Annotated in this window: 18 protein-coding genes; 12 read left to right on the top strand and 6 right to left on the bottom strand. The window is 40.3% G+C overall.

What is annotated here, in order from left to right:
• The first annotated feature begins 137 nt into the window (after positions 1 to 137).
• The 7 genes from MKI79_RS06255 to MKI79_RS06225 all read left to right on the top strand — a co-directional run bounded on the left by MKI79_RS06255 (position 138) and on the right by MKI79_RS06225 (position 6708).
• Complete coding sequence (locus MKI79_RS06255) at positions 138 to 1868, top strand: proline--tRNA ligase (RefSeq protein WP_241571190.1); 1731 nt, start codon at positions 138 to 140, stop codon at positions 1866 to 1868.
• A 206-nt stretch (positions 1869 to 2074) separates the two neighbouring features.
• On the top strand, positions 2075 to 3289 hold the full coding sequence (locus MKI79_RS06250; protein WP_241571189.1) for a glycerophosphodiester phosphodiesterase: 1215 nt from the start codon (positions 2075 to 2077) through the stop codon (positions 3287 to 3289).
• Between the two features lie 281 nt (positions 3290 to 3570).
• The gene (locus MKI79_RS06245; RefSeq protein ID WP_407651580.1) at positions 3571 to 4188 is read left to right on the top strand and encodes a rhomboid family intramembrane serine protease; all 618 of its coding nucleotides are present in this window, start codon (positions 3571 to 3573) and stop codon (positions 4186 to 4188) included.
• A 42-nt stretch (positions 4189 to 4230) separates the two neighbouring features.
• The gene (locus MKI79_RS06240; protein ID WP_241571188.1) at positions 4231 to 4923 is read left to right on the top strand and encodes a putative quorum-sensing-regulated virulence factor; all 693 of its coding nucleotides are present in this window, start codon (positions 4231 to 4233) and stop codon (positions 4921 to 4923) included.
• A gap of 52 nt (positions 4924 to 4975) precedes the next feature.
• Positions 4976 to 5707, top strand: a complete 732-nt coding sequence (gloB, locus tag MKI79_RS06235; RefSeq protein ID WP_241571187.1) for a hydroxyacylglutathione hydrolase — start codon at positions 4976 to 4978, stop codon at positions 5705 to 5707.
• Positions 5708 to 5842: 135 nt separating this feature from the next.
• Positions 5843 to 6112: a 30S ribosomal protein S20 gene (rpsT, locus tag MKI79_RS06230; RefSeq protein WP_241571186.1), complete on the top strand. Its 270-nt coding sequence runs from the start codon at positions 5843 to 5845 to the stop codon at positions 6110 to 6112.
• Positions 6113 to 6318: 206 nt separating this feature from the next.
• The gene (locus MKI79_RS06225; RefSeq protein WP_241571185.1) at positions 6319 to 6708 is read left to right on the top strand and encodes a tautomerase family protein; all 390 of its coding nucleotides are present in this window, start codon (positions 6319 to 6321) and stop codon (positions 6706 to 6708) included.
• Between the two features lie 30 nt (positions 6709 to 6738).
• Here MKI79_RS06225 and MKI79_RS06220 read toward each other — a convergent pair whose 3' ends face one another.
• Positions 6739 to 7470 (bottom strand): phosphoglycerate mutase family protein, encoded by a 732-nt coding sequence (locus MKI79_RS06220; protein ID WP_241571278.1) that lies wholly within the window; start codon positions 7468 to 7470, stop codon positions 6739 to 6741.
• 192 nt (positions 7471 to 7662) lie between these two features.
• The gene (locus tag MKI79_RS06215; protein ID WP_241571184.1) at positions 7663 to 9894 is read right to left on the bottom strand and encodes an NADP-dependent isocitrate dehydrogenase; all 2232 of its coding nucleotides are present in this window, start codon (positions 9892 to 9894) and stop codon (positions 7663 to 7665) included.
• Between the two features lie 426 nt (positions 9895 to 10320).
• Between MKI79_RS06215 and MKI79_RS06210 the strand changes: the two genes are divergently transcribed.
• Entirely contained in the window at positions 10321 to 11184 is an 864-nt protein-coding gene (locus tag MKI79_RS06210; protein WP_241571183.1) for a hypothetical protein, read from the top strand.
• Between the two features lie 12 nt (positions 11185 to 11196).
• Here the strand turns inward: MKI79_RS06210 and MKI79_RS06205 are convergent, their stop codons facing one another.
• On the bottom strand, positions 11197 to 12111 hold the full coding sequence (locus MKI79_RS06205) for a 3'(2'),5'-bisphosphate nucleotidase CysQ family protein (RefSeq protein ID WP_241571276.1): 915 nt from the start codon (positions 12109 to 12111) through the stop codon (positions 11197 to 11199).
• Positions 12112 to 12131: 20 nt separating this feature from the next.
• On the opposite strand from MKI79_RS06205, the gene MKI79_RS06200 reads away from it, so the two are divergent.
• The 4 genes from MKI79_RS06200 (at position 12132) to MKI79_RS06185 (ending at position 15370) form a co-directional block, all read left to right on the top strand.
• The gene (locus MKI79_RS06200) at positions 12132 to 12842 is read left to right on the top strand and encodes an HAD-IA family hydrolase (protein ID WP_241571182.1); all 711 of its coding nucleotides are present in this window, start codon (positions 12132 to 12134) and stop codon (positions 12840 to 12842) included.
• Between the two features lie 47 nt (positions 12843 to 12889).
• On the top strand, positions 12890 to 13360 hold the full coding sequence (locus MKI79_RS06195; protein ID WP_241571181.1) for an RNA-binding S4 domain-containing protein: 471 nt from the start codon (positions 12890 to 12892) through the stop codon (positions 13358 to 13360).
• A 270-nt stretch (positions 13361 to 13630) separates the two neighbouring features.
• Positions 13631 to 14683, top strand: coding sequence for a recombinase RecA (recA, locus tag MKI79_RS06190; RefSeq protein WP_241571180.1), 1053 nt, complete (start codon positions 13631 to 13633; stop codon positions 14681 to 14683).
• Between the two features lie 120 nt (positions 14684 to 14803).
• Positions 14804 to 15370: a peroxiredoxin gene (locus tag MKI79_RS06185; RefSeq protein WP_241571179.1), complete on the top strand. Its 567-nt coding sequence runs from the start codon at positions 14804 to 14806 to the stop codon at positions 15368 to 15370.
• A gap of 73 nt (positions 15371 to 15443) precedes the next feature.
• Here the strand turns inward: MKI79_RS06185 and ftn are convergent, their stop codons facing one another.
• The 3 genes from ftn to MKI79_RS06170 form a co-directional block, all read right to left on the bottom strand.
• Positions 15444 to 15908, bottom strand: a complete 465-nt coding sequence (ftn, locus tag MKI79_RS06180) for a heteropolymeric bacterioferritin subunit Ftn (RefSeq protein WP_241571178.1) — start codon at positions 15906 to 15908, stop codon at positions 15444 to 15446.
• Between the two features lie 352 nt (positions 15909 to 16260).
• Positions 16261 to 17142, bottom strand: coding sequence for a metal-dependent hydrolase (locus tag MKI79_RS06175; protein WP_241571177.1), 882 nt, complete (start codon positions 17140 to 17142; stop codon positions 16261 to 16263).
• A 523-nt stretch (positions 17143 to 17665) separates the two neighbouring features.
• The coding region (locus MKI79_RS06170) for an EF-Tu C-terminal domain-related protein (RefSeq protein WP_445585612.1) at positions 17666 to 17742 on the bottom strand (77 nt) is incomplete at its 5' end.

Below are 17742 nucleotides of genomic sequence, written 5' to 3'. Positions count from 1 at the left end.
TCTTCGGGTATACGCTTGGTAACAACTAGGCATATGTCTTGAATCAGACAATTTGGTTGTAATACACTGTGCGATCGCATTGCGAAAAGTGTAAATGAAGACGTTTTGAATTAGTAGATTTTTAATTAGGACATTTTATGCGAGCGAGTCGCTTTTTATTTGCCACACTCAGAGAAACGCCAAACGATGCGGAAGTGATTTCACATCAGCTCATGTTGCGTGCAGGAATGATTCGTAAATTGGCGTCTGGGCTATATACGTGGTTGCCAATGGGTGTACGTGTGCTGAACAAGGTTGAGGCGATCATTCGTGAAGAAATGAATGCTTCGGGTGCGCTCGAAGTCTTTATGCCAGTGACACAGCCTGCAAGTCTATGGCAAGAGTCAGGTCGCTATGTGCAATATGGTCCTGAATTACTACGTATCCAAGATCGTCATAAAAATCCATTCGTGCTTGGTCCTACACACGAAGAAGTGATCACTGATCTTGCTCGTAATGAGCTAAAAAGTTATAAACAATTGCCACTGAATTTTTATCAGATTCAAACCAAATTCCGTGATGAAATTCGCCCACGTTTTGGCGTGATGCGCTCTCGTGAATTCGTCATGAAAGATGCGTATTCTTTCCATAATGATCAAGCGTCATTACAAGTGACTTACGACTTGATGTATCAAACCTATAGCAATATTTTCACTCGCTTAGGTTTAGACTTCCGCCCTGTGCAAGCAGATACAGGTTCAATCGGTGGTTCAGGTTCGCACGAGTTTCATGTCTTGGCGAATAGTGGTGAAGATGATGTGGTGTTTTCGACTGAATCAGACTTTGCTGCCAATGTGGAAAAAGCTGAAGCGATCTTGGTCGGTGAACGTGCCGAGCCAACTCAAGTTTTACAAGTCATTGATACACCGAATACCAAAACCATTGAAGCACTTTGTGAACTGCTCAATATTGATGCAAAGCAGACACTAAAAGCTGTTCTTGTTCAAGGCACAGTTCTTGAAGAGCAGGCCGATGAACACGGTAATTCACCGCTCGTTGCTGTATTCCTACGTGGCGATCATGAGCTCAATGAAATCAAAGCTGAAAATCATCCATTGATTGCCAGTCCACTGACTTTCGCCACTGAAGAGCAATTAAAGTCAGTTGGCTTACCTGCTGGCTCAGTAGGTCCTCAAGGTTTAGTCGAAAAAGGCGTTACTGTACTTGTTGATCGTGCAGCATCTGTTTTGTCTGACTTCGTAACAGGCGCAAACATTGCCGATCAACACGTACAAGGTGCAAACTGGGAACGTGATGCAACTTATAGCGAAGTTGCAGACTTGCGCAATGTCGTCGATGGCGACCCTTCTCCAGATGGTAAAGGTATATTGCAAATCCGTCGTGGTATCGAAGTTGGACACATCTTCCAACTCGGTCAAAAATATTCCGAAGCTCTTGGCTGTAAAGTGCTTGGTGAAGATGGCAAACCGCAAACAGTCACGATGGGTTGCTATGGTATCGGTGTGACGCGTGTGGTCGCAGCGGCGATTGAACAAAACCATGATGAAAAAGGGATTATCTGGCCAAAAGCACTTGCGCCGTTTGATATCGCCATAGTCCCGATGAATGCGCACAAATCACCTCGTACTGTGGAAGCGGCTGAATCACTTTATCAGGAGCTTCAAGCTTTGGGCTTTGATGTATTACTGGATGATCGTAATGAGCGTCCAGGTGTGAAATTCTCCGATCTTGAATTGACTGGTATTCCACATCGTATCGTGATTGGTGAAAAAGGCTTAGATGCAGGCACTTTTGAATATAAAGGTCGCCGTGATAGCGAATCGCAAGATTTAAGCAAAGAAGCGTTACTCACCTTGCTTAAAGCCTAAAAAATCAATTCGAAATTTTTAGAAAGCCGATCATCATTGATCGGTTTTTTATTACACGCCAAAACAAAAATAGATCATGACCAGTCAATGGAATTTCTAATTCACATTTTCAATACAGAGTTTTATTCCTAAAATCATGGTCTTGTCATATTCCATCGGCACAGTGAATCACAATCATAACAACGCTGCTTACAATGGAACAAAACATGACGATACAACTTTCTCATTCAAAACGATTTCACGCATCTCGTCGCAACCGATTTGGTATCGTGCTCGGCGCACTACTTTGTGCACCGCTCTTTTTAACAGCATGTGAAGATGATGACGAAGAACAAGTGACTTCTGAAGATCATCCGATCATCTTTGCACATCGTGGTGCCAGTGGTTATCTACCCGATCATACTTTGGAGGGTTATGAGAAAGCCATCGAGCTTGGCGCAGACTATATCGAGCCTGATTTAGTGATGACCAAAGATGGCATATTAGTCAGTCGTCATGAACCAAATATCACTACAACCACTAATGTGAAAGATCACCCTGAATTTGCAGATCGCAAGAAAACCATGATCGTAGACGGTATCGAAGAAGAAGGTTGGTTTGTTTCTGACTTTACCCTTGCAGAGCTAAAAACTTTAAAAGCCGTACAACCATTGGCGGAACGTGATCAATCTCATAATGGGAAATTTGACGTGCCGACATTTGAGGAAATTTTACAACTGCTCATTGCACAGCGCAGTGAAACAGGTCGTAAAATTGGCATCATCCCAGAGCTCAAACATTCGACTTATCATCAAGACTTAGGACTTGAGATGGAAGATGAATTGCTTCGTTTATTGGATAAATATTCGCTCAATAGCGCAGACTCAAATGTCATTATTCAATCTTTTGAAGTGGCGAATCTAAAATATCTCAATAGTAAAACTGAGGTTCAATTGGTTCAGCTCATTGATGCTTCAGGCTTAAAACTTGATGGGACAATTGATAATGTACCACCGCTCAACCAACCTTATGACTTTGAAGTGAATGGTGACAATCGCACTTATCTCGATATGCTGACGTCTGCAGGACTTGCAGAAATCAAAACCTATGCAGACATTATTGGACCTTGGAAAGCATATATCGTCGGTAGCAAAGGTACAGATGCTAATGGCGATGGCAAAGCCGATGACGTCACAGGCGATGGTTTGGTTGATGAACGTGATCGGACGTTAGCTGAGCCAACAACGCTCATTACAGATGCACATCAAGCAGGATTAAAAGTCGTGCCATTTACCTTCCGTAATGAACCACGTCGCCTTGCCAGTGACTATCAAAATGATCCAGTCAAAGAATATCAATATTTCTTTGAACTTGGTGTAGATGGTCTATTTACTGACTTTACGGATACTGCAATTAAAGCCCGTAATGCTTATTACCAATAACTATGGTCAAGAACTTTAATCTTGCTACAGCGTTAAGCTCGCTCGCATTACGACAAGCACACCTTCGCTCGCTTGCCTCGTATCAGAGATAAACTTCTTCAACTATACTTGCTTTGTAACAGCTTAAAATTTCTATAAAATGCCAAGCACCCTGTTTGGCATTTTGCATTGGTTAAATCATTCGATACAAATCTTAAAATACAAAACTCAGTAATCCTCGCTAAAAATCTATCAATCGATCTGTTATATTGAGCATCATATTCAATTAAATACATTCTATTATGGACTTAGCGATTAACCACACTCTCGCCATTATCATCATTACTGTGATCATTTCCTTGCTTGCTTTTAATCAGCCTCGCATCATGAATCGTCTGATCTTTTGGGGACCTGCGGTAGGCAAAGGACAGTTTGACCGTTTAATTACTTATGGTTTTGTGCATGCTGATGGTTTTCATCTGTTATTTAACATGATCACGCTGTTTTTCTTTGGGCGTGTGCTTGAGCAATTTTATCGTCAATATGCCTTTGACATGGGCTTTGCTTTGTTCTATCTCGGCGGTTTGATCGTGTCGAACTTGCCAAGTTATTTCAAACATAAAAATGATGTCAATTATTTTAGTTTGGGTGCATCGGGTGCGGTTTCAGCAATTCTATTTGCCTTTATCTTATTTCAGCCGTGGAATTTGATTTTCGTATTTTTTATTCCTGTGCCTGCGATTATTTTTGCGATTCTATATGTTGCGTATAGCTTTTGGGCTGAGCGACGTGGTAACAATGGCATCAATCATAGTGCGCATCTTTGGGGTGCAGCTTATGGAATTATTTGTACGCTGATTTTAGAACCTCGTATTCTTGGGTTATTCGTGCAACACCTATTGAACCCAAGTTTTTTCTAAATCTATAACTTAAATACATACTGATTGGTTAAGGAATAATTCATGCAAAGCCTCGTCCTCGATACTGAAACACATACACTGAACGGTTTACCAATAGAGGTCGCATATGTCCCTGTACAACTTGATGCGTCAGGGGTACAGATCTTTGAAGATCAGATCTATGATGAATATTTCAGCCTCGATGACGGCATGTCGATGCATTTGGCATCAATGGCTGTGCATCATATTTTGCCTAATGATTTGATAGGCAAACCGAATTATCGTGAGTTCCGTTTGCCTGAAGATACCATCTATATGATCGGGCATAATATCGACTATGACGTATCTGCGGTAGCACGTTGTGGACAATCGGTGAAGCATATCAAACCGATCTGTACTTTAGCTTTGGCACGTTTCCTTTGGCCTGAGCTTGAAAGCCGTTCTTTAAGCACTTTGAGTTATTTTATCTCTGATGATTTAGAAGCAACACGTCAGCAATTACGCAATGCCCACAATGCCAAAACCGATGTCTTACTCACCACTGAACTACTGAAACGTATCGTGGCTGAGCTAAAAATCACTGACATGGAACAGCTCTATCAACAATCACAAATCGCACGTTTACCACAGTTTATGCCTTTTGGAAAATATAAAGGTACTGCACTCAAAGAAGTCCCGCTCGACTATGTGCAATGGTTATTGCGTCAGCAAGATATTGATCCGTATCTACGTAAAGCTCTAGAACAAATTTTTTAATAATCGTTGAACTGGTAAAATAACAGCATAAGTATTGTCAAGGAGCGCAAAGATGCAATTTCGAATCGAAGCCATAGAAGTTGGCAATGCCCTACAAAACTATATTTGGATGTTGATCGACACCCATCACCATCAAGCTGTTGCAATCGACCCGACCCAAGCTGATTTAGTCTTAGATTATTGCGAAAAATATAATTTAGAACTTGCACAAATTTGGATAACCCATAAACACAATGATCACATCGCAGGTCTACCTGAGCTAAAAGCCAAAACCAATGCGATTGTATATGCACCTTTGGCGGAAAAAGAAGCGATAGAACAAGCAGATCATTGGCTTGAAGATGATGCCGTCATTACATTTTCAGATTTAAAAGTAGATGTCTTTAGCTCCGCAGGGCATACGCTCGGATTAATCACCTATTTTATTGACGAGTTAGATGCGCTGTTTTGTAGCGACACCTTATTTTCACTGGGTTGTGGACGATTATTTGAAGGCACTTATGAACAAATGTATCATTCTTTAAATCGGTTAGCTGCCCTGCCACCACGCACGCTCGTCTATTGCACACATGAATATACCGAAAGTAATGGCAAATTTGCCATTACCATTGAACCTGAAAATATCGCCCTACAACAGCGCTATGCCGAAGTGAAAGCCTTGCGTGCTGAGGGGAAAATCACACTACCCTCGACGATTGAACTAGAGCTTGAAACCAATCCATTCCTGCGCTGTCAAAGTGTCGAAGAATTCAAAAAAATACGCCAATTAAAAGACCAATTTTAACGAATAGGCTTGACTTAACCCTAAGCTTTCTTCAAAATATGCCACTTGTTTACGGGCTGGTATTGCAGTATTGTCAAATGCACAATACACACGCATCAGGCCCGCCCCAAACTAACTAATTCAAGGAGTGCACGAGTGGCAAACTCTGCTCAAGCTAAAAAACGTGCTCGTCAAAATTTGAAAGCACGTAAACACAACGCAAGCTTGCGTTCTATGGTTCGTACTTATATCAAACGTGTAATCGCTGCGATTGCTGCTGGTGAACACGCTGCTGCTGCTGAAGCTTATAAAGCAGCTGTACCAGTGATCGACCGTATGGCTGATAAAGGCATCATCCATAAAAACAAAGCAGCTCGTCATAAGAGCCGTTTGAATGCTCAAGTTAAAGCTTTGGCTGCTAACTAAGCATCTATAACTTCAATCGAAGTTATGTAATAAAAAAAGCCCATTTGGGCTTTTTTTAGCGCTATCCTTTTTAAAATTTAGCACTTTGAAAGCCTAAAGTGCTTTAGCTTAACTTGGGAGTTTACACTCAGCAATACAACGTACTTATTTCACTTTAAGAATTTATCAATAATAATATAAGCTTAAATACTCTAGGAAAATATTCCATGTCACAAATCAAAATTTACGGCTTGGCAAACACGATACAAACACATAAAGCCAAACTCTCCGATGCGATTCATCAAGCGCTTGTTACTGCACTACAATATCCTGTAGAAAAGAAATTTCAGCGTTTCTTTGCCCTTGAGCGAGCAGATTTTATTTTTCCAAATGATCGTAGCAACGACTATCTCATCATCGAGATTTTGATGTTTGAAGGTCGCTCAACATCTGCAAAAAAATTACTGATTCAAACACTTTTTCAAAATATACAAAATCAATGTGGTATCTCAACGCAAGATATTGAAATTACCATTATTGAAACACCAAAAGAGAATTGGGGAATTCGTGGACAGTGTGGTGATGAATTAGCTTTAAATTATAAAGTTGATGTGTAAAAGACACACCATCTATCTCTTATTTTATTTTTAAATATTGGCTTTTAAATCACGAATGGCAACTTGATGTCGCTCACCTCGCCACACCCAATTCAGCTGTGACGCTTCAAAGCTTGAGGTATTATCAAACCAAACAAAGACACCCTCCATCATCTCGGGCCAATCTTTTTTCTGTACTTGAAAATGCCCTGAAATCACCGCTATAAACGCCGCCAATATCGTATCGTGACTAACAGCTAAGCTTAATGCACAATGCTTCTGCGTAGGATTCGATTCACATTGGATCAGATGTGAATGAAAAAGCACTTCTAACACATCCAACACACCACGAATCGGATGCTTCATGCCCGGCAATGTATTTTTGACAAAACTATCAATAAAGCTCACCGCTCCTTTTTTACGGAAATGCGGTACAGCCAAATCAATATCTACGACAAAACTACCAGGTTCGACCAGTAAAGATTCTTCAAATATTTCGATTTGATGCGTATTGTCTGAAAAGTGTCGATCTGCCCCTGCGATCATCAGCGTTGCTGTATCTATACAACGCTGTATCGGGCTACTGATACAGTTCACAATCTGACGCTGTGTTTGCTGGCTGAGATATTCACCCCACGCTTCTGCTAGCTCACGACCTTCATCAGTGAGTTGTAGGTCATAACCCGCCAAACCTTGTCCATTAACCAACTCACGAATCGAATGCCGTGTAAAAAGGACAATAGGTGTATCATGATCAGGCAATAATTCGACTGCGCTAAACATGCTTTTTGGTAAGGCGTGAAGTGCGTCCACTTGCCCCTCGTGATGAGTTAAAACTAAAAATGGATTGCAGACTATAGCATGATTAGCCTTGGCTAGGCTGAATTTCATACTCGACCCTTGCTCTTTTATTACAAAAAAGCCAGTACGAATGTACTGGCTGTATGACAAATCACCCTAAGATGAATTTGTGTTTTAAATCGTTTCAAGCAACTGATTTAAAGTTGCACTTGGACGCATTACAGCTTTGGTCTTTTCAGGGTCAATCGCATAATAACCACCGATATCTGCATGTTTGCCCTGCACTTCTGCAAGCTCAGCAACGATTTTGTCTTCATTGTCAGCCAATGCCTTAGCAAGCGGTGCAAATGTCGCTTTGAGCTCAGCATCTTCATCTTGAACTGCCAACGCTTCCGCCCAATATTTTGCGAGATAATAATGACTTCCACGGTTGTCAAGCTCACCTGTACGACGTGATGGCGACTTGTCATTATCCAATAACTGCCCTGTCGCATAGTCTAAAGTCTTGGCAAGTAATTTTGCTTTGACATTGTCTTCTTTTAGACCAAGCTCTTCCAAAGATACCGCTAAAGCCAAGAACTCACCGAGAGAATCCCAACGCAAATGGTTTTCTTCAACAAGCTGTTGTACATGCTTCGGCGCAGAACCGCCCGCACCTGTTTCGTACATGCCACCACCCGCCATTAACGGCACAATAGATAGCATCTTCGCAGAAGTACCGAGTTCCATGATCGGGAACAAATCAGTGAGGTAATCACGCAAAATATTACCCGTTACAGAAATCGTATCTGCGCCACGAGCCACACGCTCGAGCGTATAACGCATGGCACGCACTTGCGACATGATCTGAATATCCAGCCCTTCCGTATCGTGTTCTTTTAGATACTTTTGGACTTTCTTAATCAATTCATTTTCATGCGGACGATATGGATCAAGCCAGAAAATCGCAGGCATGCCTGAGTTGCGCGCACGATTTACCGCAAGTTTTACCCAATCACGGATCGGTGCATCTTTAACCTGACACATACGCCAAATATCACCTTGCTCAACATTCTGCGAAAGTAATACTTCACCAGTTTCTAGATCAGTAATATTGGCCACACCTGCTTGCGGCATCTCAAACGTCTTGTCGTGAGAGCCATATTCTTCGGCTTTTTGAGCCATCAATCCGACGTTTGGCACGGTACCCATTGTGCGTGGATCGAAGTTACCATTCCACTTACAGAAGTTGATCATCTCTTGATAGATACGTGCAAAAGTCGATTCAGGCATGACAGCTTTACAATCATACTGCTTACCATCGGCACCCCACATCTTACCGCCACCACGAATCATCGCAGGCATTGACGCATCGACGATGACATCATTTGGCGAGTGGAAGTTGGTAATACCTTTTGCAGAATCAACCATTGCCAATGCAGGACGATGCTCCTGACACGCATGGAGATCTTCAATAATTTCTTCACGTAAAGAAGTTGGTAAAGTTTCAATCTTCTCGTATAGCCCAGCCATACCATTGTTGACGTTGATACCAAGTTGATCGAACAACTTACCGTGTTTTTCAAAGGCTTCTTTATAGTAAATCTTGACACAGTGACCGAAGACAATCGGGTGTGACACTTTCATCATGGTTGCTTTCACATGCAGAGAAAACAAAATCCCTGCTTGACGACAATCTTCGAGTTCTTCTTCGTAAAATTCACAAAGTGCTTTTTTACTCATAAACATCGAGTCAATCACTTCACCGTCTTGTAATGCTACTTTTGGTTTTAGGACGATATTTTCACCATTAGCAGTGATCAATTCCATTTTGACATTACGAGCACGGTCTAAAGTCATCGACTTTTCACCATGATAAAAGTCACCTTCATCCATATGCGACACATGAGTTTGTGACCATTGCTTCCACTCACCCATTGAGTGTGGATGCTTTTTCGCATAATTCTTAACCGCAGCAGGCGCACGGCGGTCTGAGTTCCCTTCACGGAGGACTGGATTGACCGCTGAACCTAAACATTTGCCGTATTTCGCTCGAATGGTCTTTTCTTCTTCCGTCGTTGGATTCTCTGGAAAGTTTGGAATCGCATAGCCTTTAGACTGTAGCTCTTTGATACATGACATGAGCTGTGCAACTGAGGCACTGATATTTGGCAATTTGATGATATTAGTATCAGGGTCTTGAGTCAGACGACCAAGTTCCGCAAGGTTATTAGGTACTTTTTGATCATCGCTCAGATAGTCTGCGAACTCTGCAAGCACACGTGCCGATACAGAAATGTCACGCTTGACGATATCTACGCCCGCAGGTTTGGTAAAGGTTTCGATGATTGGGAGTAACGAGTATGTCGCCAGTAGCGGTGCCTCATCAGTTAATGTATAAATGATTGTTGACTTTCCACTGGACATATATAGCTCCTTTTTACTGGTATGTAATTAAGTCTGTAATACGTAGCATCAAGCTTGTGGCTCGGCTACATTTCGAATCAATATTTCTTGCACTTTTTTAAGCGTGTAAAGTATGCGTTGAGCGGTGTATTGCAGTCAATGCGATATGCGCTTTTTAGGTGAATAGTGTATATAAATCTGAGTGATGTTGCCTATTAGACCAATGGGCTAGATCATATTTCAACTGGATGTACAACAAATATGTCATGAATATTTTGTTACTTAAAGGACTTCAACACTTGCCACTTTTATACAGCTAAATTAACCTGATGATCTAAGAGATTGGGAGGTTAAGCAACTTTAAAATTTATGGTAACTTCCAAAATCACTATCTAAATAGTGTCGATCGTAATTTTGAAATCTAATAGCCTAAAGTAGAAAAGTAAAATGATAGAAAATAACTCAGAACTTATTAGGTTCAATCACAACTCAGTGAGCCTTTGTAATTTGCTTCAAAATATCGCAAATGAAACTTGGGAAAGAATCGGATTCGCTAGAACTAGAAAGGGTTTAAAAATATTCGAAACAACAATTACGCAAAATATTCTTTATGAATTCCACAAATATTGTGACCAAAATCCACACACGCCGATCAGAATGTTTGAGGCAATTAATGAGCCTCTTAATGGAAATGATATTGAACTAATAATTCAAACTAGCGGAGGATACGTTATAGCCCCTCTACAAGCTAAAATTATTTATAAAACTGACAATTACCCAGCAATGGATCATGGAAATCAAATCAATGACTTAATTACATACGCCAAAAATGTTGGAGGAGTTCCTTTATATCTGCTTTACAATCATTATTTAGATACATTTACTCATAATGGAAATTTATGTGGAATCAAGTTTTCAAAAGAACAATACGGTTGCTCCTTGGTAAGTGCATATTATCTACTAAACAAGTTTGCATTTAACAGATTTGATAAGAGTGGAAATCCCAAATGGACTATTCCAAACTTTATAGAATTGCATCCTGATATTGCAGTTCCTTGGTTTGTACTCGGATGTTGTAGATTTTCAAAAGCAAATACAGATTCAACTGTAAATTTGATCAACAATACGAAAGTTCATTCAGTCAGCTTAAAACACGAAATTCATACATATCAATATGAAGACTTAAATCTCGAACAAAATTGGAAGCCTTTAAATACAACAAGATTAAACTTAGAAAATGATCTCTCTAAAGAGAATAATTCTCAATACTTACCAAAATACCGAATTATTCTTTCTTTAAATGAAGAATAGAACTGCTAGGGTTTATCGTTTATTAATTAAAGTATTTACAAAACCTGAAATTACAGTCCAATCCCTCACATCACGCAAAGCAATAAACTGCCCATTCAACAAACTTGTGCGCTGATTATAACGAAATGGTCGATGACTAAGATCAAACACCTCTCCACCAATACTTTGCAACAAACCTTGTCCTGCCGAAGTATCCCATTCACTGGTCGGATGGAAACGTGGATAAAGATCAATCTCCCCTTCGATCATCATGCAAAACTTATAGGCACTGCCTGCATTCACTTTGCGATAACTGATATTTTGCGATGTTAAAAAATCTAAAAACTCCTGATAACGAGAGCTACGTTCAGGACGACGGCTCATCGCAATACGTATTGATTTGTCATTTTTTAAATCATTTTGCTTTAAGCCATTTTTGTTTAAGTCATGTTGAAATTGAAATAACTCAATCTGACCTTGTGCATTCCATTGATAGCGATACGGAAGTTGTTCTTTACTTTGAAACTTTTCAACTATATAGAGCTTAGACATCAGCGGTACAGCGATGGCAGAAATCACCGATCCACCGTTCTCAATCAAACTCAGATTAATGGTGAACTCACCTGTTTGATCAATAAATTCTTTTGTGCCATCTAGCGGATCAAGCATCCAAAAGCGTTGCCATTGATGGCGTTCGTTATGCTCACCTTCTTCGGATAAAAGTGGCAGTTTCGGTGTGAGTTCCGCCAAAGCCTGACTGATAAAACGATGTGCTTTCAGATCGGCTTGCGTCACAGGTGAGTTGTCAGATTTACGTTCAATTTGGAATTGCCCACCACGTTGATAACGCTCATATTCCGCCACAATGATGGCGCTTGCCTGCTGTAAAATGTGGCTCAACTGTTGCAAATTCTGTGGCATCTGCTCTAATGCAACTTTAGCAAACATACGCACCTCTCGATTTATCCATGACTACTGTAGCAAATCATTCAGCGCAAATCTCAAAACCGATCATCTTTTTTGATATGGATGGCACATTGTTGGATTTGGCATTTGATACCTATATTTGGATGCAATTAGTGCCAAAGCGTTGGGCAATTGAACATCAAGCCACACTTGAGCAGGCAAAGTCACAGCTGTATCAATATTATGTGCAATATCAAGGTAGTCTGAATTGGTACTCATCCACGTTTTGGCGACAGCATATCGGTGTCGATGCCTTTGCCGTACAACAAGAGTATCGTCATCTCATTGCACCACGACTTGGCTGTTTTGAATTGTTGAATGCACTTCAAAAGCTCGATGTAGAATGCTGGATTGTCAGTAATGCTGATCAAGTTACGCTCGATTTAAAACTTGAAAATGTGCCGATTCGTCCTTATTTCAAACAGGTAATTAGCAGTGAGTCGATTGGTTATGCCAAAGACGATCAACGCTTTTGGCGCACGTTGCAACAACGTTATCCTTTTGATGTGTCGCAAGTAACCTTTATTGATGATAATTATGCAGTGCTCGATAGCGCAAAACAGTTTGGTATTGCACAGTTATTCAGTATTTGCGAGCCTGATTCGAGTACCACAAGAACGGAATTAAATCCGAATTATATTCATCTTGAACAGCTTACAGATTTGCTGAATTATTTAGATGATGACAAATCTAGCAACATATACGGTACATAATCGTTTAAACGATCATTTCAACACAAGGCATTTCAATCTAAGCACACATGAGTAAAAGCAACAGTAAAGAAATCGGTCGTGAAAATAGCGCATCCATTCAGACCGAATCCATGCGCATCGACAAATGGCTTTGGGCTGCACGATTCTTTAAAACCCGCTCACTTGCCAAAGCCGCCATAGAAGGTGGCAAGGTGCATCACGATGGCGATCGGGTCAAAGTCTCCAAAGAAGTCCGCATCGGCATGGAGCTGACCATTCAGCAAGGTTTCGACAAGAAAACCGTGCAAATTAAAGCCCTGTCTGCACAACGTGGCGGTGCACCGCAAGCACAGTTGCTCTACGATGAAACGGAAATGAGCGTAGCACGCCGTGAGTTACTGAGCTCACAGCGCAAATTGCACAATTTAGCTCGTCCTGAACATCGTCCAAGTAAGAAAGATCGCAGGCAAATCCATAAATTTAAAGAGAAAAACAATCATGATTCGGTTGCGGATTGGCACAATGATGATGCTTATTAATGGTTAATTTTTAATGGAAATAATGATGAAAAATTACTAAAAATATTTAGGACAAGCGAGGATAAAAACAGGCGACAAAATACGACGTTTTGTATGAAATCGACACTCGATTTATCACTAAAATTCTGCCATGATACTGCCAACCAACGATCATTCGTTAGATAACTGTCATTAATTTTAAATAATTGACATTAAAATAATGATCTTGCGACGCAGACAAGGCATCCACTTTGGTTAAAAAGTTACAGTTCACAATATTGAGGTTATGAGATGGATGAGAATAAATCAAAAGCATTAGGCGCAGCACTAAGTCAGATTGAAAAGCAATTTGGTAAAAATACTGTGATGCGTTTGGGTGATAACACGGTACAAGCGGTCGAAGCGGTATCGACTGGCTCACTCACATTAGATATCGCTTTGGGTATTGGTGGTCTGCCGAAAGGTCGTATTATTGAGATTTATGGTCCTGAATCTTCAGGTAAAACCACGATGACTTTGCAAGCGATTGCAGAATGTCAAAAGAAAGGTGGCACTTGCGCATTCGTCGATGCAGAACATGCACTCGATCCTGAATATGCAAAAAAACTTGGCGTAGATATTGATAATCTCTTGGTTTCACAGCCTGACAATGGCGAGCAAGCCCTTGAAATCGCTGATATGCTGGTGCGCTCTGGTGCGATCGACTTGATCGTTATCGACTCCGTTGCAGCATTGACACCAAAAGCCGAAATCGAAGGTGAAATGGGTGATTCACACATGGGCTTACAAGCTCGTTTGATGAGCCAAGCTCTACGTAAAATCACAGGTAATGCCAAACGCTCAAACTGTATGGTGATTTTCATTAACCAAATCCGTATGAAGATCGGTGTGATGTTCGGTAGCCCTGAAACCACAACTGGTGGTAATGCGCTGAAATTCTACGCATCTGTGCGCTTGGATATTCGTCGTATTGGTCAGGTCAAAGAAGGCGATGAGATCATTGGTAATGAAACCAAAGTCAAAGTCGTGAAGAATAAAATGGCGCCTCCGTTTAAAGAAGCGATTTTCCAAATTTTATATGGTAAAGGCACCAATATGCTTGGCGAAGTGATCGACCTTGCTGTGGCGCAAGACATCGTGCAAAAAGCAGGTGCATGGTACTCTTATCAAGGCGATAAGATCGGACAAGGTAAAAACAATACCATCCGCTATCTTGAAGAAAACCCACAAATCGCTGAGCAAATCGAAGGCATTATTCGTGAGCGTATGTTGGCAAAAGTGCCTGCTGTACCTGCACAACAAGCTGAAACTGAAGAAGATGCTGCTTTTGATTTAGAGCAATAAGCCTTTCTCTGTTTCAAATAGATATTTGAAATAAAAATCCATGTCATCGTGCATGGATTTTTTACATTAGATACTTAAACCCAGTTATCATAGAACGACTGATCCTATTTGTAGAATAAAATGAACATCTCAAAATATATTCCGCTGATCGTACTCAGTTGCACTCTGTCTAGTGCGACTACTTTTGCAAAAACGTCACTCATCAATTCATCACAGAACGAACAAAAGCAATGGGTTGGTCAAGTTGCACCGACTTATAAACTCCAAGATCAAAATGGCAAATGGCATCAAAGCAAAGACACTCGTGGTAAATGGACTGTGCTGTACTTTTATCCAAAGGACAATACCGCAGGCTGTACCGAAGAAGCCAAACAATTTAAATACCTCTATCCTCAATTTTTAAAAGCCAATGCTGTAGTCATGGGTGTCAGTCTTGATGATGTGAAATCTCATCAGGCTTTTTCTGAAAAACTCGGACTGCCCTTCCCGATCTTAGCCGATCATAAACATCAACTTGCTGAGCAGTTTGGCATCGTCCGAAACTTTGGCATTACCAAAGTAGCAAACCGTGAAAGTTTCTTGATTGATCCTCAAGGGACGATTGTTTATCACTACAGCAGTGTCAACTCGCAAACTCATGCAAAGCAAGTCTTAGATGACATTTTAAAATTTCAGAAGAAAAAATAAATCTAAAACTACGCATAAAAAAAGCCAGCATCACGCTGGCTTTTTTAAATCGAATGATTTCTACAATGAAAAATCACATTTGCGATTGAATATAATTCTGCAAACCAATTTTCTCAATCAATCTCAATTGCTTCTCTAACCAATAAGTATGATCTTCTTCAGTATCAGACATCTGCTGACGAAGCATATCACGTGTCACGAAATCGCCTTTTTCTTCGCAAAGCTTTACGCCTTTGGCCAATTTCTCACGTACTTCATATTCGAGTGCAAGATCAGCTTTCAGACAGCTCACCACATCATCACCAACATTGATGTCATGACGATCCATATTAGGCGTGCCTTCGAGGAACAATACACGGCGAATAATCGCATCAGCGTGAATCGCTTCTTCTTCCATCTCGTGATTGATACGCTCAAAGATTTTGCTCAAGCCCCAATCTTCATACATACGAGAATGGATCAAATATTGATCACGAGCAGCAAGCTCACCGCCAATCAGCATATTTAAATAGTCAATGACTTCAGGATTACCTTGCATAACTCACCTCCAAACTTTTCTCCATTATGAATGATTATAAATTTAAATCAAGCCCAATATCATCATAAGTATTTGATTTTAAATAATTAATAATGATAAACAAACGCATTTACACTTCATCTTGAAATTATTAAACGTAGAGCAATTCTTCAAGTTGTTGAATTTTTGGTCATAATTTTTATAAACTGTTCTCAATAATTATTAGCTGAGCTGAAAAATCAGCATCGCCCAATTTATTTTTTTTTGTAAATTTAAATAAAAAAAATCGTGCCTGTGTTTGCAGGCACGACGTGATGAAAAACCGTCAATGCTTAAAATCGTTATTTTTATAGCTATAGCAAACGTCAGACTATTAAAGACCTAGCTTTGATTTCCATTTATCAAGTAAAGCAACTGTATCCAAATCATTCGGGTGGAAGCGTGGGCGGAAGTATGCCAACATCTCACCTGCTAAACCTGTGATGATGCCTTTTGATGGGCTATAGGCAAATTTATAGATCATGGTTAATTCTTTGAGATTCAGTTTCTTATCTGCTTTAAGTAGGCGCAAAGTAAACTGTGCTTGAGTGACTAAAATCATGCTCATCGCAATTACTAAGGCAACTGAGCGTAAGCCATATGACTTAATCCCTGTACCGAAGATACCTTGATACACATCATAAGCCACCGCTTTATGCTCATTTTCCTCGACTGCATGCCACATCCACATATAGCGCATAGTGTCATCTTTCATGAGTTCTTGAATATGTGGATTGGTCAATAGCTCCGACGCAATCGTTGCAGTGAAATGCTCAAGTGCAGTCGTTGCAGTGAGGTCAATCATCTCTTGCGTATAACCAAATGGTTTCATCGCTTTGGCAAAAAGCTTACGACCAAACTGAATCACGCTATCAGTATTTTTCTCAAGTGTTGCCACATCATGACCAAATTTTTGCGCTGATGCGTTAAAGCCAACATGTTCATGGGTGTGCATTGCCTCTTGACCGATAAATGCACTGATTTCTTTTTGCAATTTTTTATTGTCTTTGATTGCAGGGTGATAGCGCACTACTCGCACACTGTCGATAAACAATTGCTCGCCCGCAGGAAATAATGCAGATAAAGCTGTCATAAAATGAGTCAAACCCGCAGATTCACTCATCCAATATTCTGGTACGTCGTCAAAGTTGAAGTTCATACGACGAACTGGGAATGACGCACCTGGGCGATTAGAGATTTGTACTTTTGCATTCATTTTGGTATCTCCATGACATCTTGTTGTGATCTACACTGCTTTAAGTGTTTTAATCGTGATGTCAGTATTTCCGATTGTTCAATTTATTTTAGGAAATTCAATAATTATTGAGGAGTGTTGTAGAGGACAGAATAATATCAGATGGGGACAATTTGATATAAATATCAAAATTGCCAAAATGACATGAAATAGTATATTAAATCAATTAGATAACGAGAAAAAATTCGCTTTATATGTACTAGCTCAAACCTGATCTGACAGTTACCCATTTTTTATTGTGCCTGTCAGGTCAAATTTGAGCTAAATTTTTCTCAGCACAAATCCGTTTTCCATCAAGTAAAGTTTCAAGTGGTGTACGACCACTTGCGAGTTGAAAATAATCAGAATGAATTTAATACATTCTAACTTTCTCAGCTACTTTCAAATGTGTTGCACTTCGTTATTGAAATCGCCTTATCCAAAACACATGTTTTTGTAATAAAAAAGCGCCCATTGGGCGCTTTTTTTAGATCACAGCAGTGATTTATGCAGTTACTTTCGCAACAACACCAGCACCTACTGTACGACCGCCTTCACGGATCGCAAAACGTAGACCTGGAT

The organism is Acinetobacter sedimenti (assembly GCF_022601685.1).
Taxonomy (GTDB): domain Bacteria; phylum Pseudomonadota; class Gammaproteobacteria; order Pseudomonadales; family Moraxellaceae; genus Acinetobacter; species Acinetobacter sedimenti.
The sequence above is the reverse complement of the archived record's forward strand: the minus strand, read 5'-3'. Positions and strand labels throughout refer to the sequence as shown.

Bases quoted from the DNA above. Each gene is read 5' to 3' on its own strand.
- MKI79_RS06255 (WP_241571190.1), top strand. From the start codon at position 138: ATGCGAGCGAGTCGCTTTTTATTTGCCACACTCAGAGAAACGCCAAAC.
- MKI79_RS06250 (WP_241571189.1), top strand. From the start codon at position 2,075: ATGACGATACAACTTTCTCATTCAAAACGATTTCACGCATCTCGTCGC.
- MKI79_RS06245 (WP_407651580.1), top strand. From the start codon at position 3,571: ATGGACTTAGCGATTAACCACACTCTCGCCATTATCATCATTACTGTG.
- MKI79_RS06240 (WP_241571188.1), top strand. From the start codon at position 4,231: ATGCAAAGCCTCGTCCTCGATACTGAAACACATACACTGAACGGTTTA.
- gloB (WP_241571187.1), top strand. From the start codon at position 4,976: ATGCAATTTCGAATCGAAGCCATAGAAGTTGGCAATGCCCTACAAAAC.
- MKI79_RS06225 (WP_241571185.1), top strand. From the start codon at position 6,319: ATGTCACAAATCAAAATTTACGGCTTGGCAAACACGATACAAACACAT.
- MKI79_RS06220 (WP_241571278.1), bottom strand. From the start codon at position 7,470: ATGTTTAGCGCAGTCGAATTATTGCCTGATCATGATACACCTATTGTC.
- MKI79_RS06215 (WP_241571184.1), bottom strand. From the start codon at position 9,894: ATGTCCAGTGGAAAGTCAACAATCATTTATACATTAACTGATGAGGCA.
- MKI79_RS06210 (WP_241571183.1), top strand. From the start codon at position 10,321: ATGATAGAAAATAACTCAGAACTTATTAGGTTCAATCACAACTCAGTG.
- MKI79_RS06205 (WP_241571276.1), bottom strand. From the start codon at position 12,111: ATGTTTGCTAAAGTTGCATTAGAGCAGATGCCACAGAATTTGCAACAG.
- MKI79_RS06200 (WP_241571182.1), top strand. From the start codon at position 12,132: ATGACTACTGTAGCAAATCATTCAGCGCAAATCTCAAAACCGATCATC.
- MKI79_RS06195 (WP_241571181.1), top strand. From the start codon at position 12,890: ATGAGTAAAAGCAACAGTAAAGAAATCGGTCGTGAAAATAGCGCATCC.
- recA (WP_241571180.1), top strand. From the start codon at position 13,631: ATGGATGAGAATAAATCAAAAGCATTAGGCGCAGCACTAAGTCAGATT.
- MKI79_RS06185 (WP_241571179.1), top strand. From the start codon at position 14,804: ATGAACATCTCAAAATATATTCCGCTGATCGTACTCAGTTGCACTCTG.
- ftn (WP_241571178.1), bottom strand. From the start codon at position 15,908: ATGCAAGGTAATCCTGAAGTCATTGACTATTTAAATATGCTGATTGGC.
- MKI79_RS06175 (WP_241571177.1), bottom strand. From the start codon at position 17,142: ATGAATGCAAAAGTACAAATCTCTAATCGCCCAGGTGCGTCATTCCCA.